Below are 21,642 nucleotides of genomic sequence, written 5' to 3'. Positions count from 1 at the left end.
CCGAGACGCAGCGCGCGCGAAAGCGCGGCCCCTCGGCGAAGCGGCTTCTATAGTCAGGGGGGCGCCGCGCGTCAACGCGCTCGGAGGCGAAACCGGATCGCGGGCCTCGGCCTCAGTCCGGGCGCCGGGACGCATACGGCAGGCTTCTTTGAAGACGTCGGATCGCGCGAGGCCGCATCGCCGCGACGATGACGGGCGCCGGCCGGCTCTCGCAGGAGCGCTCCGGCTATTCGGGCCAGCGCAGGGCCGCCGCCGCCGCCAGCGTCCCGACCACGGCGGCGATCAGCGTCAGCGCCGCCAGCACCGCCAGCGGCACGAGGAACGGCACCGTGCCGCCGCTCGCCGCCTGCGCGGCCGAGACGCCGAAGATCAGCGTCGGGATCATCAGCGGCAGGACCAGCACGGCCAGGATCAGGCCGCCCCGGCGAATCGAGGCGGTGAGCGCCGCGCCCACCGCGCCGATGAAGCTCAGGGCCGGGGTGCCGGCGAGCAGCGTCAGGGACGTCGCGCCCATGGCGGTGCCGTCGAGGGCCACCAGCAGCCCGAAGAGCGGCGCGGCCAGGGCGAGCGGCAGGCCCGTGGTCAGCCAGTGCGCCGCGACCTTGCCGAGCACCACAAGCTCGAGGGGCACCGGCGCGGCGGTCATCAGGTCGAGGGAGCCGTCCTCCTCGTCGGCCTGGAACAGGCGGTCGAGGCCGATCAGCGTCGCCAGAACGGCGGCGAGCCACAGGATCGCCGGGCCGATCCGCGACAGCAGGTTGAGATCGGGCCCGAGGGCGAAGGGCACCAGCGCGACGATCATCAGGAAGAAGACCAGCGACAGGGCGCCGGAACCGCCGACCCGGCCGGCGAGGCGCAGGTCGCGGGCGACGAGGGCGAGGACCGCGCGAATCACGCCCACTCCTCCAGCACGTCCGCGACCGGCGCCGCGGCAGCGGTCTCGATGCGCAGCTCCGCCGCGCGGGCGAGGCCGAGTGACTGGTGGGTGGCGGCGATCACGAGCCCGCCGCCGGCCCGATGGCCCTCCATCAGCTCCGCGAGCACCGCCTGCGAGGCCGTGTCGAGGGCGGCGGTCGGCTCGTCCAGGAGCCAGAGCGGACGGGCGCAGACGAGGAGCCGCGCCAGGGCCACGCGCCGCCGCTGGCCCGCCGACAGATAGGCCACCGGCAGGTCGTGCGCGTGGCCGAGGCCGAGCCGCACCAGCGCGGCGCGCGGGTCCAGGCGCGGCGCGCCCAGGAGCCGCTGGGCGAACAGGAGGTTCTCGCCCGCCGTGAGCGAGCTCTTTAGCCCGTCGCGGTGGCCGACCGCGTGGAGGCACTCGGGCAGGCTCGCCTCGCCGACGTCGGAGACGTCGACCCGCCCGGCATCGGCCCGCAGGCGGCCCGACAGGATGGCGAGGAGGCTCGACTTGCCCGCGCCGTTCCGCCCGGTGATCGCCAGGGCGTCGCCGGGTCCGAGGGCGAAGGACAGGTTGGTGAAGATGCGGCGGCCGGAGCGGCGGCAGGCCAGATTGTCCACGCTGAGCCGCACCCGATACCCCGCCCTCGTCCCGCCACCGCGCGGCCGCTCGGCCAATCGCCGACTCCATGCCCGATTGCGCCGCGGAACGGAACCGCACGGCCCAGCTGGGCTTTCGTTCTGCAACGGAGGATTGCCCATGGCCGAGGCGAGAAACCCGAGCGAGACCGAGGTCGCCGCGACGCCCGACGCGGTGGCCGGACGCGCCAAGGTCGAGGCGCGCATGGCGCAGTGCACCCCCGAGGAGCAGACGGCGTTCTGGGAGGCGGTCGGCCGCTGCTTCGGCGGCGGCAAGCCGCCGGAGATGACGCCGGCCTCCGGCTGATCAGCCGCCCTTCCGCGCCAGGGCCCGCAGCGCCCCGCGAAACGTCCGCACATCCTGCTCGGTCAGGCTCATGCGGTGGAGCATGTCGCGCATGTTGCGGGCGATGATCTCCTTCTTCTCCGGCGGGTAGAAGCCGGCCCCGTCGAGCGCCGACTCCAGGCTTCCGAACAGCGCGATCAGCGCCTCGCGGGTCGCCGGCGGCGACAGGAGTTCGCCCGTGAAGGGCAGGCGCGCCCGGCCGCTCGCCTGCCGCCACGCGTAGCCGATCAGCAGGACCGCCTGGGCGAGGTTGAGCGAGGGAAAGTCCGGGGAGACAGGGAAGGTGACGATCGCGTCGGCGAGCGACACCTCGTCGTTGGTGAGGCCGACCCGCTCGCGGCCTAACATCACCGCGGTGCGCTGGCCCTCGCGGGCCGCGAGCTCGCCCATGGCCTCCTCGGGTGCGAACACCCGCTTCATCTGCCCGCGCTCCCGCGCCGTGGTCGCCAACACGTACCGGCAGTCGGCGATGGCCTCGGCGACGCTGCCGTAGATCGTGGCCGCGTCCAGGACGTGCGTCGCGCCCGAGGCCGCCTCGCGCACGCCCTTCTTGGGCCAGCCGTTCTTCGGGTTGACGAGGCGCAGCTCCGAGAGGCCGAAATTCGCCATGGCACGGGCGGTCATGCCGATGTTCTCGGCGAGTTGCGGCTCCACCAGGATCACCGCGGGAGCGATCCCGGGCGGCAGTTCGGTGACCTTCCTCGGGGAAACCTCGGGGGCGTCGCCCTGTGCTTCTCGGCTCGTCATGGCGGCCGTCTGGCACGGCGGGCCCGCGCCCGTCGAGGGCCGAGTGACGATGCCGCCCGGATGACAGCGCCCGCCTTCCGTCGCCGGAAGGGCCGCGCTATGTCGCGGGGCGATTCCGGCCCGGGGCGCCCGTCAGGCCACCCGGGACAACGACCGCACGGCCCTTGCATGCCGTGCGCGGGGACAACGCGGGAAGGCATCGGTCCATGGCGAAGATCAAGGTAGCGAACCCCGTCGTCGAGCTCGACGGCGACGAGATGACCCGGATCATCTGGGCCGAGATTAAGAACAAGCTCATCCACCCCTATCTCGACGTCGATCTCGAGTATTACGACCTCGGCGTCGAGCACCGCGACGCCACCAACGACAAGGTCACGGTCGACGCCGCCGAGGCGATCAAGCGCCACGGCGTCGGCGTGAAGTGCGCCACCATCACCCCCGACGAGCAGCGGGTGCAGGAATTCGGCCTTAAGGAGATGTGGCGCTCGCCCAACGGCACGATCCGCAACATCCTGGGCGGCGTGATCTTCCGCGAGCCGATCATCTGCAAGAACGTGCCCCGCCTGGTGCCCGGCTGGACCCAGCCCTTCGTGATCGGCCGCCACGCCTACGGCGACCAGTACCGCGCCACGGACTTCAAGGTGCCCGGCAAGGGCCGCCTGACCATCAAGTTCGAGGGCGATGACGGCACGGTCATCGAGAAGGAGGTGTTCAAGTTCCCCGAGGCCGGCGTCGCCATGTCGATGTACAACCTCGACCAGTCGATCATCGACTTCGCCCGCGCCTCGATGAACTACGGCCTCGCGCGCAAGTACCCGGTCTACCTGTCGACCAAGAACACGATCCTCAAGGCCTATGACGGCCGGTTCAAGGACCTGTTCCAGAAGGTCTACGAGGAGGAGTTCGAGTCGAAGTTCAAGCCGCTCGGCATCACCTACGAGCACCGCCTGATCGACGACATGGTGGCCTCCTGCCTGAAGTGGTCGGGCGGCTACGTCTGGGCCTGCAAGAACTACGACGGCGACGTGCAGTCCGACACGGCCGCGCAGGGCTTCGGCTCCCTCGGCCTGATGACCTCCGTGCTGATGACGCCGGACGGCCGGACCGTCGAGGCCGAGGCCGCGCACGGCACCGTCACCCGCCACTACCGCGAGCACCAGAAGGGCCGCGAGACCTCGACCAACTCGATCGCGTCGATCTTCGCCTGGACCCGGGGCCTGTCGCACCGCGCCAAGCTCGACGGCAACGACGATCTGGCGAAGTTCTCCGCCACCCTGGAGAAGGTCTGCGTCGACACGGTCGAGGCCGGCCACATGACCAAGGACCTCGCCCTCCTCGTCGGACCGGACCAGAAGTGGCTCTCGACCACCGGCTTCCTCGACAAGGTCGACCAGAACCTGAAGACCGCGATGGGCGCCTGAGGCTCCAGCCTCGACGCGAAAAGCGGCGGGCGCCCTCCGGGACGCCCGCCGCTTTCACATCCGCGTGCCGCCGGCGCCTCAGGCGCCGCTCGCCTGGTCCCGCGGACCTGTCTGGGCGAGGGCCCGGGCGACCTCGAGAAGCAGGAGGTCGATGGCGGCCCGCATCAGCGGATCGCCGACCGAGTCGATGAGTTCGCGAACCCGCAGGCACTGCGCGGCGAGCGCGTCCAGCGCGGTATCCTTGCTGTCGAAGATCATGTTCAGGCCACCAGGTAAGCGGGTTCGGAGACGAGGACCGAGCGACTGTCGCCGCGGACGGCGCGGAGCTTGGCCAGGGTGCGGGCGTCGAACCGGGCGGTCGCCGCCATGATCTCCTCGCCGGCGATCTGGACGGGCAGGCCGAGCGGCTGCGGGCGGAAATGCAGCTGGATGACGTGGATCATGTAGAGGGTCGGCATCTGCAGCAGCAGGCTGTTGACCCCGTGGGCGAGGCCCCACTCCACGATCCCGGTGAGCAGCGCGATCGAGACCGGATTGACGACGCGGCCCTTGGCCCGGTGCGAGCGGGCGACGCCCTGGCGGGTCCATTCCCAGATCTGGGGGCCGACCGGCCGCTCGCCCTCGCAGAGCTGCGGCAGGACGTCCGACAGGAGATGCGGGCGCGTGGTCGGCAGGAGCCGGCTGTAGCCGACGACGGTGTCGTCCTCCATGGCGAGGAAGTGTATCGCGTGCGGCGTGTCGAACTGGTCGATCTCGCGGCCGTCCGGCCTGGCCAGCTCGCTCCAGCCCTTCTCGGCGACGAAGATGTCGTGGCGCAGGCGCCAGGCCTGCTCCATCGCGTCGGCGTAGCGATCCGCGTTGGCGGGGGTGACGATGTGGATCACGAGCAAACCTCACGTTGGTCTGGCGTGAGTTTTCGTCGTTTCACCGGGGGCTGTGTACTACGAGAAACCGTAGGGTCCGCGAGCGCAGCCGGCAGCGTCGCCAAGGACTTGCCGCGGTGCGAACCGCGTTCACCGATGCCGGGCCGCGGAATGTGCGGACCGCGTGGCGCGTTCTCTAGGTTATCAGACCCGCTCGGAGCGCCTGCGCCACGGTGTGGGCGCGGTTCACGGTGTCGAGCTTCGCCCGGGCCGAGCGCAGATGGTAGTCGACGCCGGCGGCAGTGATGCCCATGACGATGCCGATCTCGACGTCGGTCTTGCCCTCCGCCGCCCATTGCAGGGTCTCGCGCTCCCGCGGCGAGAGGCGCACCGGCGCGCGCCCAGCCGGCCGGCTGTTCATCAGCAGCAGCTGACCGACCGCGTAGGTCGCGACGAGGTTGAGGGCGACGCGCTCGGCCGGATCGATCTCGATCCGCTCCCCCGAGACGCTGATCCCACCCGGCTCGCCGTCGAGGGTCACGAACGGGATCGTGATGCCCGCGCGTATGCCGAAATCACCGGCCTCGTTCATGACGCGCCCGGCCGTCGGGGTATCCGGCAGCACGGCGCTCCAGTCGAACGGCGTCGCCGTGGTGCACAGCCGCCGGACCGTGGGGTCGTGGAGCGCGTAGCCCTGCGTCACGTACCGGCGGGCCCAGCCTTCCGGCATGGTGCTCGCGAGCACGAACCCGGCGTGCCGCCGCTTCGGCAGGCCGGGTTCCGGGACGATCCCGGCCATGATGTACGAGACCCCGTAGCGGGTGAAGGCGTCGACCAGGAGCCGCGCGATCTCGTCGGGCGAAGCTGCCCGTTCCAGATCGCGCAATACGCTGAAGGTCCTGTCGAGGTGCTTCGAATGCGGCATGCCCTAGCTCGAAATTGATGCACGCACTGCGACAAATGATGAGTCGAACGCAACCTGAGGATGGCATCGCCGCCGCTGAAAGGCTAGGGTAGGCGCGGAAAGCTCTGCCGTTTGAATCGGTCCAGCGGGCGGAGTGCGAGTTTCAACGGTATGACTGACGACGCGACCCCGCCGACGACGCGCTGGCTACTGGAACGGATCGCAGCCACGCTGAATGTTTGTCCGACCTATTTCCTCCAGACGGAGCGGCCCGACGAGACCGCGGCGGACCAGGACGCGCGCGACTGCGCGGAGGTCGCCGCGCTGTTCCAGGCGATCAAGTCGCCGGCGCGGCGCACCGCCGTCCTGAACCTGCTGCGCGAGATGAGCCGCGAGACCTGACGGCGCGTGCCGCGCGCCCGCCGCTCCGCGGTCAGGCCGCCACGAGGAGCGCGGCCCCGGCGACGCCCGAGAGGACCAGGCGCAGGCGGCCGAGCCAGAGGGGCGTGAGCCCGCGGCGGGGCAGATCCTGATCGATGAGGCCCCAGGCGAGCACGAGGCCGCCGAGGATGCGCAGGTCCCACGGTGCGGGGGCGGCCATCGCGGCCCAGGCGACCAGGGACGGCACGATGGCCACGAGATAATCGCCGTTGCCGCCATTGCGCGCAGCGGCGGCGCCCCAGCGGATCCCGCCGAGGAACGAGGCGATCACGGCGCCGTAGGCCGACAGGATGGTGCGCGGCGACAGGCCGATGCTGCTCAGGCCGCCGTCCGTGCCCGACACCGCAAGGGCAGCGAAGCCCAGGAACGGGATGAGTCCGGCCACGCCGAGAACGATTGCGCCGATCGGGACAGAGTTCCGGTGCGCCATCCATCCTCCGGGCATCGGCAAGGGTTGGCGACCCGCGCGATCCGACCCCGGTCCGACGCCGCCCTGCCGCAGCGTTCCCGCATCGCGGCGTGGCGGTCAAGGTCGGACCCGCGGCCGGGCCGCGGGCCCGAAGCGGCGTCAGCTCCGGCGCGGCGGCGCCGTGAACGGGACAGCGCCGGGCATCGGCGCGCCGAGGAGGGACATCGGCGCGCTCGCCGGCATCTTCGGCGCGGGCGGCTCGTTGACCGCCGCGTCGATCTTTCGCGGCTTGAAGTTCGCCGCGAGGCTCTTGGCGCTGGCGAGGTCGGCGGGGCTGAGCTTGTTGGCCACGTCGTCGCGCTTCTTGCCGGCATCGTCGTCGCCTTGGCTCGCGGCAGCGGAGAACCACGCGTAGGACTGGATCAGGTCCTGCGTCAGGCCGAGGCCGCGCGCGTAGAGGACGCCGAGATTGTACTGGCTGTCGCGGACGCCGAACTCGGCGCCCTGCCGGAACCACGAGGCCGCGGAGGCGAAATCCGGCTTGCCGTTGGCGGCCGGGTTCTCGGCGTACAGCACCGCCAGATTGTGCATGGAGCGGGCGTGGCCCTGCTCGGCGGCGCGGCCGTACCAGAGCTTCGCCTTGTCGAGGTCTCGGACGACGCCCGAGCCCTTCTCGTAATGGCCCGCGACCTTGTACTGGGCGGGCGCGTAGCCGGCCGCGGCCAGCTTCTCGAAGAGCTTGGCGGCGATCGACAGATCGCGCGGCATGCCGCGGCCATCGGCCTCCCGCGTCGCGAGGTCCCAGATCGACGCGCCGTCACCGTCGAGGGCGGCGAGCTTCACCTTCGCCAGCGCCGGCGGCAGGTTGCCGAACTCGGCCTGCAGGCTGTTCATCCCCGAGACCTGCGGCACCGCCGCCTTGGCATTGGGCCGGGCGTCCGAGGGAACGGAGTTGGGCAGAGACTGGGTCGTCGTCGGATCAGCCGGCGCCGGCTTCGACTCCGCGCTCTCCTTGGCGGCGTCCTTCGAAGCGTCCTTGGAGACGTCCGCATTGTCCTTCTGGACCTCCGCGGCATCGCCGCGGGACGGCGCGACCTGGCTCGTCGGAGCCGCCGGCCGCGGCTCGTCCGCGCCGCGCATGGTGATCGCCTGGAGCGCACCGAGAGCCAGAACGATGGCCGCGAGGCCGAGCAGCAGCGGCCGGCGCCGGCGATCGATCTCGGCGCGCAACCGTCCGAGGCGGCCGGTCGCCGCCCCCTGGAGAGCGGCGACCCGGTCACTCCGGGCTTCCCGGCGCTCGGCGGGCGCCTCGGCGGCCAGCTCCGCCTGGGCAGCCTGGGCCGCCCGGCGCGCGGCCGCGATGAAGCTGGTCTTGATGTCGGTCTCGGACTTGGAGTCGGCCGCGGATCGCGCGGCGGCGACGTCGCCGAGGCGCTCCTGCGCGGCCCGGCGGGCGGAGGGCTCACGGGCCGCGCGCGGCTCGCGCGGCGGCCGGCCGCTGCCGGGCTCCAGAAGGTCGTCGGCGAGGCGGGATGCCTCGGCATTGTCGCGCCGCGACCTTGCGCGCGCCTCGACGGGCGCGAGGGCCACATCCGGGCTCGTCGACGACATCAGGCGCTCGTCGAGGGACGGCCCCCGCGCCGGGACGGCCTCGGCGGGCCCGAGCCGGACGAGGAGCCGCTCCAGGGCCGACTGAACCCCGTCGAGGGTCGCGCCGAGGCGCTGATCGGAGGCCACCTGCCGGGCCTGCATGTCCGCGAGGCTGGCGCGCAGGAGGCCGATCTCGCCGGTCTCGGCGGCACCGAGGCCGGATGTCTGAAGGGTCTGGGCGACCGCGTTGCGGGCGGCACGCTCCACCACGGCCTCGCTCGGCGCCGATTCCCGGAGCGCCGTGACCTGCCGCAGCAGGTCGCTCATCGTGCGCTCCAGCCCGGCCAGCGCCGGATCGGCGCTGTGCGGCGCGTCGAGGCGGCCGGCCAGCGAGACCACCTGCCGCTCCAGGGCGTCGAGGCCCTCGTGCTCGGACCGGGTGCCGACCTGATCGACCTTCTCGGCAAGGCTGCGGAGCATGGCGTGGATGGAGGCCATGTCGCCCGAGCGAGCCACGTTCACGTCGCCGGTGCGCTCGGACCAGTCGTCCCGCGCGCAGAGCACGTCGACCTTCTCGGCGAGTGCCTGGATCTGCTCCGCCAGCGCCGCCGGCGCGGCGATCTTCACGTCGCTGCGGATCTCCTCCAGGATCGGCCGGAGGTCCGGGCCGGCGGCCGTCCGCTGCAGCTGGGCGATCTGCGCGCTCACCGCCTGCAGGCTCTGCGCGAGACCCTGGATGCGCTCCGGGCCGGCGAGCGCGGCAATCTGACGGCGGATCTCCTCGAGTTCGGCGAACAGGCCCGCGAGGGTCCGGTCGTCCGGACCGGCGGCGCCGGTCGCGGCGGCGGTGTCGAGGCGCTCGGCGAGGCGCCGGACGTCCTCCGCGACGCGGCTGTGGACGTTCTCGGCCACCTCCTCGGCGAGGCGCTCGACCTGGGCCCGGACCTGCTCGATCGGCACCGCGATGGCGGTGAGATCGGTCCCCGCCTGGGCGCGCTCGATTCCGCTCGCCAGGGTGACGACGGCCTGCTCGAGGGCGCCGATGTCCCGGCTCGTCGCGAGTTGGTTGATCGCCTCCCGCAGGCGCGTGGTCTCCTCCTGAAGCTCGATCAGGGCGGTCGACGGGGCGACGCCCTCCTCGATCCGCGCCTCCAGGCGGCGGGCGAGGTCCAGGCGCATGCTGGCGACGACGCCGCCATCGGCCGGGGAAGCGGCGAGCGCCGGCTCGGCGCCCTGTGCCAGCTCGCGCTGGCGCTGGCGAATGTCCTGGACGGCGCTGCGGATGTCGGCGGCGGCGGGACGCGGGCGACGGCCGGGCGTTCGGGTCGCGGCGACCTGCTCGCCGAGCTGGGACATGCGGCGCTCGATGTCGCCGAGCCGCTCGGTGACCTGCTGGACGGGGGCCGCCTTCAGGGCGCGCTCGATGCGGGCCTCGATCTCCGCGAGGCGGCGCGCCTCGGCGTCCTGGGCGGCGCGCCGCTCGTGGTCGAGGGCGCGGTCGAGACCGTCGAGGCGGTCCATCAGAGCGGCGATACCGTCGCCGTAGCCCTCGGCGCGCGGCGCCGTCCCGTGAGCCCGCTGGTCGGGCGAGGCCGGCGGGAGGGCGCGCTCGGCCGAGGCCTCGGGCCGGTTGCCACCGAGGGCGAGCTGCTCGGCGCGGTGACGCCGCCGGTGCCGGCGATTTCCCTGACTGGCCGATTGCTGCTGCGGCACCACCGACGCGATCCAGGTCTCGAGCGGGACCCCGGCCCGCGCCGCCACGTCGCGGGCCGCGTCGAGCACCTCGGGATCGAAACTGTCGAGCTGCGGCATCGCGTTGCGGGTCATCGGTGGCCTGTCGTCGGCAGCGTTCGGCGTCCGTTTCCTCGGCGCAGAGCGGGACCGGAATTCGGTATCCACGGACGCACGCGTCGGATCGTTCGAGCGTGACCATTAACTTTCTTGGTAAACACGAAGTTAAGGTTTGATGGGCCCGGTAATGGCCGCGACCACGCGGCTGCTGAGGAACGGCCGCGCCTGTCGCGCTCCGGGCGGGCGGAGCCGTTGCTCCGGGAGCGGCGCGGCGTTTACATGCGGCCAACGCGGCGGGCCGTTCCGAGAGGCCCGCACCAGACGGGGGAAGCCAGAGATGCCGCAGTATCGCGCTCCGGTCGAGGATACGCTGTTCTTGCTCACCGAGGTCCTCGGCTTCCATGCCCGGGACAACCTGGCGGGCTTCGCCGACGCCTCGCCCGACGTGGTCGAGGCCGTCCTGCGCGAGGGGGCGAAGCTCGCCGAGGAGGTGCTCGCCCCGCTCAACCGCACGGGCGACGTCGAGGGCTGCCGCCGCGAGGCCGACGGGACGGTGCGCACGCCGACCGGCTTCAAGGCCGCCTACGACACCTACGCCAGCGGCGGCTGGATGGGCCTGTCGGTGCCGGAGGCCTATGGCGGCCAGGGCCTGCCGCACACCCTGAACACGGCGATCCAGGAATTCGCCTCGGGCGCGAACCTCGCCTTCGGCATGTATCCCGGCCTGACGCAGGGCGCGATGGCGGCGCTGCTGGTCCACGGCTCGGAGGAGCAGAAGGCGCTGTACCTGCCCAAGATGGTCGAGGGCGCCTGGACCGGGACCATGAACCTGACCGAGCCGCATTGCGGCACGGATCTCGGGCTTCTCAAGACCAAGGCCGTGCCGAACGGCGACGGCTCCTACAACCTCACCGGCACCAAGATCTTCATCTCGGCCGGCGAGCACGACCTCGCCGAGAACATCGTGCACCTCGTCATCGCGCGGATCGAGGGCGCGCCCGCCGGCACAAAGGGCATCTCGCTGTTCGTGGTGCCGAAATTCCTGGTGAACGCCGACGGGTCCCTCGGGGCGCGCAACGGCGTGTCCTGCGGCTCCCTCGAGCACAAGATGGGCATCCACGGCAACGCCACCTGCGTGATGAACTACGACGGGGCTACGGGCTGGCTCGTGGGCCAGGAGAATCGCGGCCTCAACGCCATGTTCGTGATGATGAACGAGGCGCGGCTCGCCGTCGGCGTCCAGGGCCTCGGCCAGTCCGAGGTCGCCTACCAGAACGCCGCCGCCTACGCGAAGGACCGGCTCCAGGGCCGCGCCCTGACCGGCGCCAAGGCGCCCGAGAAGGCCGCCGACCCGATCATCGTCCATCCGGACGTGCGCCGCACGCTGATGCAGATCCGCGCCTTCAACGAGGCGGCCCGGGCCCTCATGCTCTGGACCGCGCTCCAGGCCGACATCCTGCACCGCTCCGAGGATGCCAAGGAGCGGCAGGCCGCCGACGACCATCTCGGCCTGATGACCCCGGTGGTGAAGGGCGTATTCACCGACCGCGGCTTCGCCAACGCGGTCGAGGCCCAGCAGCTCCTCGGCGGCCACGGCTACATCGAGGAATGGGGCATGTCGCAGTTCGTGCGCGATGCCCGCATCGCCATGATCTACGAGGGCGCCAACGGCATCCAGGCCATGGACCTGATCGGCCGCAAGCTGCCGAAGGACGGCGGCCGGGCGATGATGACGTTCCTGGGCGAGGTCCAGACCTTCCTTAAGGACCACGGCGAGGATCCCGCCATGGCGCCGTTCACCAAGCCACTCCAGGCCGGGCTGAACGACCTCCAGGGTGCCGTGATGTGGCTGATGCAGAACGCGTTCAGCAAGCCCGACAATGCCGGCGCCGGCGCGACCGACTTCATGCACCTCTTCGGCCTCGTGGCCCTCGGCTACATGTGGGCGAAGATCGCAAAGGCCGCCCAGGCCAAGCACGCCGAGGCCCCCTCCCCCCGCTGGGAGTCCAAGCTCACGAGCGGCCGGTTCTTCATGGAGCGGATGCTGCCGGAGACCGCCCTGCGCCTCAACCGGATCAAGGCCGGGGCCGAGAGCACCATGGCGCTGGAGGCGGAGGCATTCTAAGCAGCCCGCCGGCTGTGCGCCTCGCGCCAGCCGGCGGCTTCTGGTCAGATCGCCGGAAGCACCGCCGTCCTTGCGAGCAGAGCGAAGCAAACCAGGGTCGCGCCCCGCTCAATGACGTCGGGCCGCCCTGGGTCGCTTCACCGCGCTCGCGATGTCGCCGGGCTCACGCACCGAGTGCCGCGTCCAGATCCTCGATCAGGTCGGCCGGATCCTCCAGGCCGATCGACAACCGCACCACGTCGGGTCCCGCGCCCGCGGCGGTCTTCTGCGCGTCGGTGAGCTGGCGGTGGGTCGTCGAGGCCGGGTGAATGATCAGGGAGCGCGTGTCGCCGATATTGGCGAGGTGCGAGAACAGCTGCAGGCTCGACACCAGCTTGACGCCCGCGTCGTAGCCGCCCTTGAGCCCGAAGGTGAAGACGGCCCCCGCGCCGTTCGGCGTGTAGCGCCGGGCGAGCTGATGGTACCGGTCGGTCTCCAGGCCGGGATAGCTGACCCACGACACCGCCGGATGCGTCGACAGGTGCTTGGCCACCGTCAGCGCGTTGTCGGAGTGGCGCTGCATGCGCAGCGGCAGCGTCTCGATCCCGTTCAGGATCAGGAAGGCGTTGAACGGCGACAGCGCCGGTCCGAGATCGCGCAGGCCCAGCACCCGGCAGGCGATGGCGAAGCCGAAGTTGCCGAAGGTCTCGGCCAGAACCATGCCGGAATATTCCGGCCGCGGCTGGCTCATCATCGGGTAGCGCGCGTCGCCGGCCCACTGGAACGAGCCGCCGTCGACGATCAGGCCGCCGATCGAGTTGCCGTGGCCGCCGAGGAACTTGGTTGCCGAGTGCACCACGATGTCGGCGCCGTGCTCGAACGGCCGGATCAGGTACGGCGTCGCCATGGTGTTGTCGACGACGAGCGGGATGTTGTGCTTCTTGGCGATCTGCGACAGCGCCGCCAGATCGGTGATGACGCCGCCGGGATTGGCGATCGATTCGCAGAAGATCGCCTTGGTGCGCGGCGTGATCGCCGCCTCGAAGGAGGCGGGGTCGTCGTTGTCGGCCCAGGCCACCGACCAGCCGAAGTTCTTGTACGAGTGGTTGAACTGGTTGATCGAGCCGCCGTAGAGCTTGTTGGAGGCGACGAACTCGTCGCCCGGCTGCATCAGGGCGTGCATGGTCAGGAACTCCGCCGCGTGGCCGGAGGCCACCGCCAGGGCTGCGGTCCCACCTTCGAGCGCGGCGATGCGCTCCTCGAGGACAGCGTTCGTCGGATTGGTGATCCGCGTGTAGATGTTGCCGAAGGCCTGGAGCCCGAACAGCGACGCGGCGTGGTCGACGTCGTCGAACACGAAGCTGGTGGTCTGGTAGATCGGCGTCGCCCGCGCGCCGGTGGCCGCGTCGGGGGCGGCGCCCGCGTGGATCGCCAGCGTGTTGAAGCCGGGCATGCGGTCGGACATCGTCGGGTCTCCTCAGAGCACCCGAGCCTGTACGCACGCCTGGGAGTGCGGCGCAAGACTCGGGCGCGAAGACTCGGGCGCGACCGAGCGCTTCGCAATCCCTAGGCGTCCGGCCGGTGGCCGATGTCGATATGCGGCTGGCCCGCATCGACCAGGGCACGGTCCACGGCCTCGATGGCGAGAAGGGTCCGGGTCAGGTCCTCGGCCATGGAGATCGGCGCCAGGTCGAGGCCGCCCAGGCGCCGCGCGATGGCGTTCCGCTGGCGGGCCAGGGCGGCGCGCGCCCGGTTCAGATCCTCGATCTCGTCGGCGGTCATCCGCGCTCCTTCTCGTCGGGGTGCCTCGCCGCGCTCAGGCGCCCGGCGTCCAGTCGATGTTCGGGCGCTGGGCCAGCATGCGCTCGAAGTAGTTGGCGACGGCCTGCGCCCCGTCCGTGTGCATCATCGCGACCGGATGCGCGAGGTAGGCGCGGGCAAGATCGACCGGAATCCGGCCGCCCTGGAGCGCGCTCAGCACCTCGTCGATGAAGGCGTCGTTGGCCTCGTTGAAGTCGTTCGACAGCTTCTTGCGGTCGTTGAGGGCCTTGATCGGCATGCAGCATCCTTGTCGCGCGGAGCCGGGTCGCGCCCGGCCGGAGGGCTCGGCCCGAACCGGGCCGCGGTGGGGAAGGTTCCGGCCACGGAACCTGACGGACAGGTCCAACTGGCGTGCGCGCCCACACCGCTCGGTAACCTTCCACACACGATCCGTGGAGCGGAGTCCCGCGCTCGAGCGTTTACCGGTCATGACGACCGAAATCACGCGCTCTCATACCGTCGAGATCGTCCCGTGCCTGGACGATCCGCGGTGTTTTCGCTGGATCATCCGCAGCCGCGGCGGCGCGGTTGTGGAGCACTCGCCCTACGCGTTCGTGACGCAGAACGGAGCGCGGATCTCCGGAGAGTGCTGGATGCGCGAGCATTTCGGCGACGGTCAGGTCGCGTAGGCTGCGGCCGCAACCGGCAGGGGCGGACACGACCGTCCATTTGGAATTTGCGCGGGTGTTTCCGCGCCGCGCCGGCGTGTCGATGGCAGACGATCCCGCTGGATCATGCGCCGACCGGTCCGCGTCCTCCCGCGCGACCGTCGCGGCGGCCATCAAATACAACCTTGACGATGCTCACGAACCGTAAGGCATCGGTTAAGCATTGTTTCGCTGGCCATATTTCTTTGTCAGAACTTTAATCACGCCCGACCAGTATCGCGCCGATTCTGTTTCTGACCAGGGTGCGAACGATGCTGAGCGGCGACGGAACGGTCCGGCACGACGATGCCGCGTCGCCCATGGGCGCGGTGACGTCGATCGAGGGATCCAAGGTCCATCTCGAACTCATCGTGCAGGGCGGCCGGCCCAGGGTGCGCGTCACCGTCGGCAATCTGGTTCGGATCCGTGCCGGAGAGGCGATCCTCGTCGGCATCGTCACCACGCTGTCCTCGGGCAGCGAGCGCGGGCACCGGCCGGGCGCCTACGCGAGCCTCGACCTGCTCGGCGAGATCCACGCGGCGCACGGCGCGCGCCGCTTCAGCCGCGGCGTGAGCTGCTACCCGGCGATCGGCGACGATGTGGAACTCCTGTCCGCCACCGACCTCCGGATCGTCCATCAGGTCTCGGCGACCGGCACGGCGGCCGTGGGCGCGCTCTACCAGGATCCCGAGACCCCGGCCTGCATCAAGATCGACGACCTGCTCTCCAAGCACTTCGCGGTGCTCGGCGCGACCGGTGTCGGGAAGTCAAGCGGCGTCACCGTCATCCTCGACGAGGTGATGCGGGCGCGGCCGGCCGTGCGCGTCTTCCTGCTGGACGTGCACAACGAGTACGCCGCCAGCTTCGGCGACCGCGCGAGCGTCATCAGCCCGCGGACCCTCAAGCTGCCGTTCTGGCTGTTCAACCTCGAGGAGATCGCCGACGTCATCTACGGCGGCCGGCCGGCCGTGGACGAGGAGATCGAGATCCTGGCCGAGGTGATCCCCCTCGCGAAGAGCAAGTACGGGCAGTACAAGGAGGCGAGCGACCGCCAGATCGTGAAGCGGCCCTTCGGCAAGGGCGCCGGCTACACGGTCGACACGCCGGTCCCCTACATGCTGCAGGATCTGCTCGCGCTCATCGACGAGCGGATGGGTCGGCTCGAGAACCGCGTCTCCCGGATGCACTATCACCGGCTGATCTCCCGGATCGAGGCGATCCGGAACGATCCCCGGCACGGCTTCATGTTCGACAACGCCAATGTCGGCGGCGACATGATGGGCGAGATCCTGGCGCACCTGTTCCGGCTCGATCCCGACGGGCGGCCGATGACGATCATGCAGCTCGCCGGTCTGCCGATGGAGGTCGTCGACGCCGTCGTGTGCGTGCTGTGCCGCCTCGCCTTCGAGTTCGGCATCTGGAGCGAGGGCGCCATCCCGCTGCTGTTCGTCTGCGAGGAGGCCCACCGCTTCGCCTCGGCCGACCGGTCGGTGGGCTTCACGCCGACGCGCCGCGCCCTGGCGCGGATCGCCCGCGAGGGCCGCAAGCACGGCGTCCATCTCGGGCTCGTCACCCAGCGCCCGGCCGAGCTCGACGCGACGATCATGTCGCAATGCAGTACCCTGTTCGCCATGCGCATGACCAACGCGCGCGACCAGGCTTTCCTGGCCGCGGCCGTGTCGGACGCCGCCAACCTCCTCACCTTCGTGCCGTCGCTGGGCACCGGCGAGGTCATCGCCTTCGGCGAGGGCGTCCCGATCCCGGCGCGGATGACCTTCCGGCCGCTGCCGTCGGCCCGTCACCCGCGCAACGACGCGAGCGGCAGGGCCGCCGAGGACGACGCGACCGTCGCCGGCGCGGCCTTCGTCGGCGCCGTCGTCGAGCGCTGGCGCGGCGCCACCATGAACAAGATCGCCGGGTACGACGGCGATCCGGCCGCGGCGGCGCGCCTCGGGCGCGAGGCGGGCTCGGACGGCCCGCACGGCGCCGCCCTCGAGCAGGTGCATCGCCGTCTCCTCCGCCGCCCCCTGGAGGGCGGCGACCAAGCTCAGACCGGCGCCCAGACCGGCGCCCAGACTGCCAAGCCCCTGTGGCAGCAGGGCGGGGCATGAGCGAGCCCGCTTTTTCGGAGCGTCGAACCCTGCTCGAGGCCGCCATCCAGGCGCTACCCGTCGGGGTCGTGGTCCATGACGGCCAGGGTCACTGCGTCCTCGCCAACGCCGCCGCGCGCGCCCTCGGGGACAGGGCCGTCCAGGCGCTTCCCGCCGCGGCGGCCGGCGCCCGGGACGCCGGGACCGTCGAGGCAGTCGACGACCGGATGCTCGAGGTGCGGACGCGGCCGGTCGCCGAGGACCGGGACGGTTTCACGCTGACGACCCTGATCGACGTCACGCACCATCACCGGATCCAGCGGGAGCTGATCACCAAGGCCTTCATCGACGCCCTGACCGGCCTGCCCAACCGGACGATGTTCGAGCAGAGCATCGCGGATGTCCTGGCGGGGTCCGCGCCGGGGGACCGATTCGCCCTGGCCTTCATCGATCTCGACAACTTCAAGCACATCAACGACTACTACAGCCACGCCGCGGGCGATGCCCTGCTGCGCAAGGTGTCCGACCGGATCGGCGCCGCGCTGCGCCCGAGCGACCTCCTGGCGCGGATCGGCGGCGACGAGTTCGTGCTGCTCCTCGCTCCCGTCACCGACGGGGACGCGGCGCTGGCCGCCGTGCGCGCCATCTCGGAGCGCCTGAAGCAGCCGTTCTTCATCGACGGGCACGAGATCTTCGCCTCCGCCTCCATCGGCGTCAGCCTCTTCCCGGAGCACGGCGACAGCTACGAGACCCTCGCCCGACAGGCCGACAACGCGATGTACCGGGTGAAGGGCGAGCTGAAGGGCGGCGTCAGCGTCTTCGACGACGCGATGAGCCAGGCCGCGACGGCCCGCATGGCCGTGGAGCAGCGCCTCCGGCTGGCGATCCGCGATCGCTGCTTCTGCTGCGCCTTCCAGCCCAAGGTCGACATGCGCTCCCACGCGGTCACGGGCGTCGAGGTGCTCCTGCGCTGGCGCGACGAGGTCGGCATGATCCAGGCGCCGGGCGACTTCATCGCCCTCGCCATCGAGCTCGGGCTGATCAACGAGATCACGCTGCAGCTCCTGGCCGAGACGGTGCGGGCGATGCCCGACATCGACGAGGTTTTCGGACCCGATGTCACCGTGAGCCTCAACATCGCCGCCAAACAGGCCTGCGACGTGCCGTTCATGACGGCCTTCTGCGCGGCGCTCGGCGAGACCGGCCTCGCGGAGCGCTTCGTGCTCGAACTGACCGAAGAGGCCTTCTTCACGACGGGCCGCTTCCAGCGCGAGGTCCTGCCAAAGATCCGGGCGATCGGCGCGCGCGTCTCGATCGACGATTTCGGCGTCGGCTACTCGTCCCTCGCGGCCCTGGCGGACATCACCGCGGACGAGTTGAAGATCGATCGCTCGTTCATCACCGACATCGACAAGCGGCCACGCAGCCAGATCGTCCTGAAGGCGATCGAGTCGCTCGGTGCGGCGCTCGGCATGACGGTGGTGGCCGAAGGCGTCGAGACCTTCGAAGAGGTCGCCTACCTGCTCGGCGCCACGCAGATCCGCTGCGCCCAGGGCTACTACTTCGCGCGCCCGCTGCTGCTCGACCAGATCCGGCAGGCCGAGCCGCCGCGCATGTCCGGGGCGCGCGGTCCGGCCGCGCGCGGCCGCGCGTCGGACCTGCGCGCGTCGGACCTCCGCGCGTCCAGCCTGATGCGGCGCGCCTGACGTCCGCCGCGCGGCCGCGGTGGCGCGTCAGGCGGCCAGCAGGGGCCGCCACACGCCCGCCGCGTCCGCGGCCATGGCGCAGATGACCGCCTCGTCGATCGAGCGGCGCACCTCGACCACGTGCGGCACACCGGGAGCGAGGGGCGCCTCGACGCCGAGGTCAAATCCGTGCCGGCCGTCGCCCACGCCCGCCGCCGCGATGTCGGCGCGGTACTCCGCCGCCACCGTCACCGCCACGATCGTCCCGTCGACCACGATGTCCAGGCATACGGGGGCGTCGGGCTGCGCGGCGTCGTGGGCCCAGCCGGCCACGCGCAGCGCGCCGTCCGCGCGCAGCGCGCAGCGATCCAGCCACGCCCGCACGGCGCCCGGACGCGACGTCGCGCCGGCCCGACGGATCAGCCGCCTGCGCAGGGCGGCGAGCTGGGGACCGAGCGCGGTGCGCGGCGCGTAGGCCTGCGGACCGATCGCGCTGTCGTCCGGATCGCGGCCGTCGAAGAGCCGCCGGAGGCCGGGAGCGGGCAGGAAGCTCTCGGCCGGCGCGCCCTCCGCCAGCAACAGGTCGTGGCTGTCGAGCTCGATATGCCAGTAGGTGAGATCGATCACGCGCTCACCGCGGGTGATGCTGGTTCCGTTGACGAGGTGGCCGGCGGCGACGAACAGCCCGTCCAGCCAAACGGCGTGGTCCGGCGAGACGAGCAGGTCGCGGGCGGGGACGCCGTCGTCGAGCGCGCCGGCCCGGATGCGCACAGGTCGCTCGGTCGGCGGGGCCGACGATCCGGGATAGGTGCGGCGACCGATCCACCGGATCGGCCGATGCAGGCCCGCGGCCGTGACGACCCTGTCGCCCACCGCGAGCCGCTCGACAGCGACGTCGCCGCGGTCGGTCCTGATGGACGTGCCGGTGCAGTAGCACGGGGCGTTTCCCGGCGCCGCGGTCCCTTGAGCCGTGGCGGAGGACGATTGAGAAGATCCATTCGACCCGTTGGCGCCCGATGCAGGCGCCGTCGAACCGGAGTTCGACCCGGTCGCGCCCGGCTGCGCTCCGGCCGCGCCGGCGCCCGACCGGAGACCGGCCGTCGCCCCGTACAAACCCGGATCCCGGCCATCCGGCGACGACACGCTGTCCTGCGGCACCGCGAGCGCGTTGGGGTTGTTCGAGTAGACGCGGATATAGTCGATGCTCGAGCTGAAGCGGGTGCCCGTCGTCGCCGTGCTCTGCACGGCCAGGTTGGCCAGCAGATACATGGGGCTGTGCAGGTCGGACGGCGTCGCCTGCGAACCGACGAGCTGACCGTCGACGTAGAAGCTGATGCGATCGGCCTGCCAGTTCATGCCGTAGGTGTGATACCCGTTGGGATTGGGCATCTCGCTGTAGACTTGGCGGGTCTGCTGCCAGGTCGTTCCGGGCGGCTGCGGGTCGGTCGTGTGGATCGTGCTGTAGACGCCGCGGTCGTTGTTTCCGTAATGCTCGACGACGTCGAGCTCCTGGTGTCCGTTGGCGCTGCTCGACTGCGGGCTCTGCTGATTCGGCAGCAGCCAGAAGGCGTCCCAGGCATCGGGATTGTTGGAGAAATCCGCGCGGATCTCGAAGTAGCCGTAAGTCTGCGAGAAGTTGCCCTGCGTGCTGATGAGGCCGGACTGCCAGCTCCCCGGATAGCCGGACGCGCTCGTCCCGGGCGGCGCCGCCGTGATCGTCAGGACACCGTTCTGGACGCTGAAGGGATCGTAACCGGACCCGGAATCGAGGAACGAGGACCGGCCGAAGCCGATGTCGGAGTTGGCGTCGTACCGCCACTCGGCGCGAATATCGCGGTAGGTCGTCCCGACGCCGTTCTGCGAGATGCTGCGCGCGTTGAACTCGTCGTCGTAGGTCAGGCGATAGCCCGTCAGATCAAGCATCGACGCCGTCTCATCACCATTCTGGTTCGCCGGACGTGGCGCGCTGTCAAATCAAGATTGCCAACAAGCAATCCGCGAATAGTTAATAATGTCCTGCGTGTCGCGCGGACGAAGTGAGCATCGGCTGCGACAGGCCGTGGCCTGAACGCCCGCCGGTCGCGTCGCGCCATCGAGCAGGCAAAGACGACACGGTTAAGGCTGACTAACCGTATCGGCCACGTGGCGCAAATCAGTCACGGCGCCGCGCGGCTGCGGCCGTACTGGCTGACGGTCAATCGAGGCGCCGCACGGAACGGCCGTGACGGGCTGGAGGGCCGGTGACGGCGGGGGCCTGTACCGCGTCATCGCGGCCAGCGGATCGGAACGCTGGGTGATGCTCGACCGGAGGTTCGGACGTCGCCGCGCGATGAGCCTCGGGTCCGCCCCTGCTGTCGCCGTAGAGGCTGTTCAGGCAGGCGATCGGCGCCGGCCCGCGAGCCATTGCAGCTCCGATCTTCCGGGCCAGAACGCGCGTGCATTGGAAGGAGCCGGCGCAGTCGCACGCGATCGCGGGGGCAAGCGGCGATCCGATCCAGCACGTGGCCTTGTCCTGGGCGACCGATGAGCGACAGGCCGCGCTCGCCGCCCTCTTCGGTCGGGCCGTGCGGCCTCGCGGGTCGGCGGCACCTCACAGGATGCGCTGATCGGACCGTCCCCCGACGAGGAAGCGGCTGCATTCCGTTGGATGCAGCCGCTTCCTGGATCGCGTTGCAACGCCTCAGAGGAAGCCGATCGAGAACCAGGGGACGAGGATGATGGCGAGCAGCCCGACCAGCAGGGCCACGATGTAGCCGACGATCGGGCGCATCCCGGCGTCAGGGTTGATCCGGCTGATGGCGCAGGCGGCGTAATAGCCGACGCCGAAGGGCGGGGCGAACAGGCCGATGCCCATCGCGAGGATGACCACCATCGAATAGTGCACCTCGTGCACGCCCACCGCCCGGGCGATCGGGAACAGCAGCGGCCCGAACAGCACGATCGCCGGTATGCCTTCCAGCACCGAGCCCAGGATGATGAAGGCGAAGGCCGAGACGAACAGGAACCCGAGCGCGCCGCCCGGGAGGCTCTTCATCACGTCGGCGAGCGTCTGCGAGAAGCCCGACTGGGTGAGCGCCCAGGCCATCCCGGTGGCCGCGCCGATGATCAGCAGGATCGCGCCGGACAGGGCGGCGGTGGTCACCAGCATCGGGTAGAGCCGCCGCCACTCGAACTGGCGGTAGATCAGCAGGCCGGCCAGCGCCGCGTAGACGATGCCGATGGTCGAGACCTCGGTGGCGGTGGCGAT

General features: G+C 70.9%; 20 protein-coding genes. 7 read left to right on the top strand and 13 right to left on the bottom strand.

The genetic code is table 11. The annotated features are described in order from the left end of the window. Positions 1-226 precede the first annotated feature (226 nt). Together ccmB and ccmA are read right to left on the bottom strand one after the other, a co-directional pair. Complete coding sequence (ccmB, locus tag BM419_RS00155; RefSeq protein WP_056522298.1) at positions 227-895, bottom strand: heme exporter protein CcmB; 669 nt, start codon at positions 893-895, stop codon at positions 227-229. Next, positions 892-1,530 carry a heme ABC exporter ATP-binding protein CcmA gene (gene ccmA / locus BM419_RS00150; protein WP_091924240.1) on the bottom strand — a complete coding sequence of 213 codons (639 nt, stop codon included), beginning with the start codon at positions 1,528-1,530 and terminating at the stop codon, positions 892-894. Before ccmA ends, ccmB begins: the two co-directional genes overlap by 4 nt. 127 nt (positions 1,531-1,657) lie before the next feature. Between ccmA and BM419_RS00145 the strand changes: the two genes are divergently transcribed. After that, positions 1,658-1,843, top strand: coding sequence for a hypothetical protein (locus BM419_RS00145; RefSeq protein WP_056522110.1), 186 nt, complete (start codon positions 1,658-1,660; stop codon positions 1,841-1,843). Here the strand turns inward: BM419_RS00145 and BM419_RS00140 are convergent, their stop codons facing one another. Beyond that, complete coding sequence (locus tag BM419_RS00140; RefSeq protein ID WP_091924237.1) at positions 1,844-2,629, bottom strand: RNA methyltransferase; 786 nt, start codon at positions 2,627-2,629, stop codon at positions 1,844-1,846. It lies immediately after the preceding gene. Between the two features lie 206 nt (positions 2,630-2,835). Here BM419_RS00140 and BM419_RS00135 point away from each other — a divergent pair, with 206 nt between their 5' ends. Further along, complete coding sequence (locus tag BM419_RS00135; protein WP_020091377.1) at positions 2,836-4,050, top strand: NADP-dependent isocitrate dehydrogenase; 1,215 nt, start codon at positions 2,836-2,838, stop codon at positions 4,048-4,050. A 78-nt stretch (positions 4,051-4,128) separates the two neighbouring features. Here the strand turns inward: BM419_RS00135 and BM419_RS00130 are convergent, their stop codons facing one another. From BM419_RS00130 to BM419_RS00120, 3 genes are all read right to left on the bottom strand, one after another. Continuing rightward, complete coding sequence (locus tag BM419_RS00130) at positions 4,129-4,308, bottom strand: hypothetical protein (RefSeq protein ID WP_091924233.1); 180 nt, start codon at positions 4,306-4,308, stop codon at positions 4,129-4,131. Positions 4,309-4,310: 2 nt separating this feature from the next. Next, a complete protein-coding gene (locus BM419_RS00125; protein WP_026604656.1) occupies positions 4,311-4,934 on the bottom strand; it encodes an acyl-homoserine-lactone synthase in 624 nt (207 codons plus the stop codon). A 175-nt stretch (positions 4,935-5,109) separates the two neighbouring features. Next, a complete protein-coding gene (locus BM419_RS00120) occupies positions 5,110-5,838 on the bottom strand; it encodes an autoinducer binding domain-containing protein (RefSeq protein ID WP_020091374.1) in 729 nt (242 codons plus the stop codon). Positions 5,839-5,988: 150 nt separating this feature from the next. Between BM419_RS00120 and BM419_RS00115 the strand changes: the two genes are divergently transcribed. Then, positions 5,989-6,219 carry a hypothetical protein gene (locus BM419_RS00115; RefSeq protein ID WP_020091373.1) on the top strand — a complete coding sequence of 77 codons (231 nt, stop codon included), beginning with the start codon at positions 5,989-5,991 and terminating at the stop codon, positions 6,217-6,219. A gap of 31 nt (positions 6,220-6,250) precedes the next feature. On the opposite strand, the gene BM419_RS00110 is transcribed toward BM419_RS00115, so the two are convergent. Next, entirely contained in the window at positions 6,251-6,688 is a 438-nt protein-coding gene (locus BM419_RS00110) for a DUF3429 domain-containing protein (protein ID WP_020091372.1), read from the bottom strand. 138 nt (positions 6,689-6,826) lie between these two features. Beyond that, the gene (locus BM419_RS00105) at positions 6,827-10,084 is read right to left on the bottom strand and encodes an SEL1-like repeat protein (protein ID WP_091924230.1); all 3,258 of its coding nucleotides are present in this window, start codon (positions 10,082-10,084) and stop codon (positions 6,827-6,829) included. A gap of 301 nt (positions 10,085-10,385) precedes the next feature. Here BM419_RS00105 and BM419_RS00100 point away from each other — a divergent pair, with 301 nt between their 5' ends. Further along, positions 10,386-12,173 carry an acyl-CoA dehydrogenase C-terminal domain-containing protein gene (locus tag BM419_RS00100; protein WP_091924227.1) on the top strand — a complete coding sequence of 596 codons (1,788 nt, stop codon included), beginning with the start codon at positions 10,386-10,388 and terminating at the stop codon, positions 12,171-12,173. A 163-nt stretch (positions 12,174-12,336) separates the two neighbouring features. On the opposite strand, the gene BM419_RS00095 is transcribed toward BM419_RS00100, so the two are convergent. The 3 genes from BM419_RS00095 to BM419_RS00085 all read right to left on the bottom strand — a co-directional run bounded on the left by BM419_RS00095 (position 12,337) and on the right by BM419_RS00085 (position 14,211). Continuing rightward, the gene (locus tag BM419_RS00095; RefSeq protein WP_020091369.1) at positions 12,337-13,617 is read right to left on the bottom strand and encodes an O-acetylhomoserine aminocarboxypropyltransferase; all 1,281 of its coding nucleotides are present in this window, start codon (positions 13,615-13,617) and stop codon (positions 12,337-12,339) included. A 101-nt stretch (positions 13,618-13,718) separates the two neighbouring features. Further along, on the bottom strand, positions 13,719-13,934 hold the full coding sequence (locus tag BM419_RS00090) for a hypothetical protein (RefSeq protein WP_056522126.1): 216 nt from the start codon (positions 13,932-13,934) through the stop codon (positions 13,719-13,721). 34 nt (positions 13,935-13,968) lie between these two features. Further along, positions 13,969-14,211 (bottom strand): hypothetical protein, encoded by a 243-nt coding sequence (locus BM419_RS00085; protein WP_020091367.1) that lies wholly within the window; start codon positions 14,209-14,211, stop codon positions 13,969-13,971. 190 nt (positions 14,212-14,401) lie between these two features. On the opposite strand from BM419_RS00085, the gene BM419_RS00080 reads away from it, so the two are divergent. From BM419_RS00080 to BM419_RS00070, 3 genes are all read left to right on the top strand, one after another. Then, complete coding sequence (locus BM419_RS00080) at positions 14,402-14,602, top strand: hypothetical protein (RefSeq protein ID WP_056522129.1); 201 nt, start codon at positions 14,402-14,404, stop codon at positions 14,600-14,602. Positions 14,603-14,892: 290 nt separating this feature from the next. Beyond that, the gene (locus BM419_RS00075) at positions 14,893-16,731 is read left to right on the top strand and encodes an ATP-binding protein (protein WP_091924224.1); all 1,839 of its coding nucleotides are present in this window, start codon (positions 14,893-14,895) and stop codon (positions 16,729-16,731) included. Further along, entirely contained in the window at positions 16,728-18,416 is a 1,689-nt protein-coding gene (locus tag BM419_RS00070) for a putative bifunctional diguanylate cyclase/phosphodiesterase (RefSeq protein WP_091924221.1), read from the top strand. The genes BM419_RS00075 and BM419_RS00070 overlap by 4 nt, the downstream gene beginning before the upstream one ends. A 27-nt stretch (positions 18,417-18,443) precedes the next feature. On the opposite strand, the gene BM419_RS00065 is transcribed toward BM419_RS00070, so the two are convergent. Both BM419_RS00065 and BM419_RS00060 read right to left on the bottom strand, forming a co-directional pair. After that, entirely contained in the window at positions 18,444-20,318 is a 1,875-nt protein-coding gene (locus BM419_RS00065) for a Hint domain-containing protein (protein WP_091924218.1), read from the bottom strand. 757 nt (positions 20,319-21,075) lie between these two features. After that, the coding region (locus BM419_RS00060; protein WP_139257045.1) for a TRAP transporter large permease subunit at positions 21,076-21,642 on the bottom strand (567 nt) is incomplete at its 5' end.

Source organism: Methylobacterium sp. yr668 (assembly GCF_900116245.1).
In the GTDB taxonomy this organism is placed as follows: Bacteria; Pseudomonadota; Alphaproteobacteria; order Rhizobiales; family Beijerinckiaceae; genus Methylobacterium.
Note: the sequence above shows the minus strand (reverse complement) of the source record. Positions and strands in the feature narration are given on the sequence as shown.

Coding starts and splice junctions, on each gene's coding strand:
- BM419_RS00145 (WP_056522110.1), top strand. CDS start 1,658: ATGGCCGAGGCGAGAAACCCGAGCGAGACCGAGGTCGCCGCGACGCCC.
- BM419_RS00140 (WP_091924237.1), bottom strand. CDS start 2,629: ATGACGAGCCGAGAAGCACAGGGCGACGCCCCCGAGGTTTCCCCGAGG.
- BM419_RS00135 (WP_020091377.1), top strand. CDS start 2,836: ATGGCGAAGATCAAGGTAGCGAACCCCGTCGTCGAGCTCGACGGCGAC.
- BM419_RS00130 (WP_091924233.1), bottom strand. CDS start 4,308: ATGATCTTCGACAGCAAGGATACCGCGCTGGACGCGCTCGCCGCGCAG.
- BM419_RS00120 (WP_020091374.1), bottom strand. CDS start 5,838: ATGCCGCATTCGAAGCACCTCGACAGGACCTTCAGCGTATTGCGCGAT.
- BM419_RS00115 (WP_020091373.1), top strand. CDS start 5,989: ATGACTGACGACGCGACCCCGCCGACGACGCGCTGGCTACTGGAACGG.
- BM419_RS00110 (WP_020091372.1), bottom strand. CDS start 6,688: ATGGCGCACCGGAACTCTGTCCCGATCGGCGCAATCGTTCTCGGCGTG.
- BM419_RS00105 (WP_091924230.1), bottom strand. CDS start 10,084: ATGACCCGCAACGCGATGCCGCAGCTCGACAGTTTCGATCCCGAGGTG.
- BM419_RS00100 (WP_091924227.1), top strand. CDS start 10,386: ATGCCGCAGTATCGCGCTCCGGTCGAGGATACGCTGTTCTTGCTCACC.
- BM419_RS00095 (WP_020091369.1), bottom strand. CDS start 13,617: ATGTCCGACCGCATGCCCGGCTTCAACACGCTGGCGATCCACGCGGGC.
- BM419_RS00090 (WP_056522126.1), bottom strand. CDS start 13,934: ATGACCGCCGACGAGATCGAGGATCTGAACCGGGCGCGCGCCGCCCTG.
- BM419_RS00085 (WP_020091367.1), bottom strand. CDS start 14,211: ATGCCGATCAAGGCCCTCAACGACCGCAAGAAGCTGTCGAACGACTTC.
- BM419_RS00080 (WP_056522129.1), top strand. CDS start 14,402: ATGACGACCGAAATCACGCGCTCTCATACCGTCGAGATCGTCCCGTGC.
- BM419_RS00075 (WP_091924224.1), top strand. CDS start 14,893: ATGCTGAGCGGCGACGGAACGGTCCGGCACGACGATGCCGCGTCGCCC.
- BM419_RS00070 (WP_091924221.1), top strand. CDS start 16,728: ATGAGCGAGCCCGCTTTTTCGGAGCGTCGAACCCTGCTCGAGGCCGCC.
- BM419_RS00065 (WP_091924218.1), bottom strand. CDS start 20,318: ATGCTTGATCTGACGGGCTATCGCCTGACCTACGACGACGAGTTCAAC.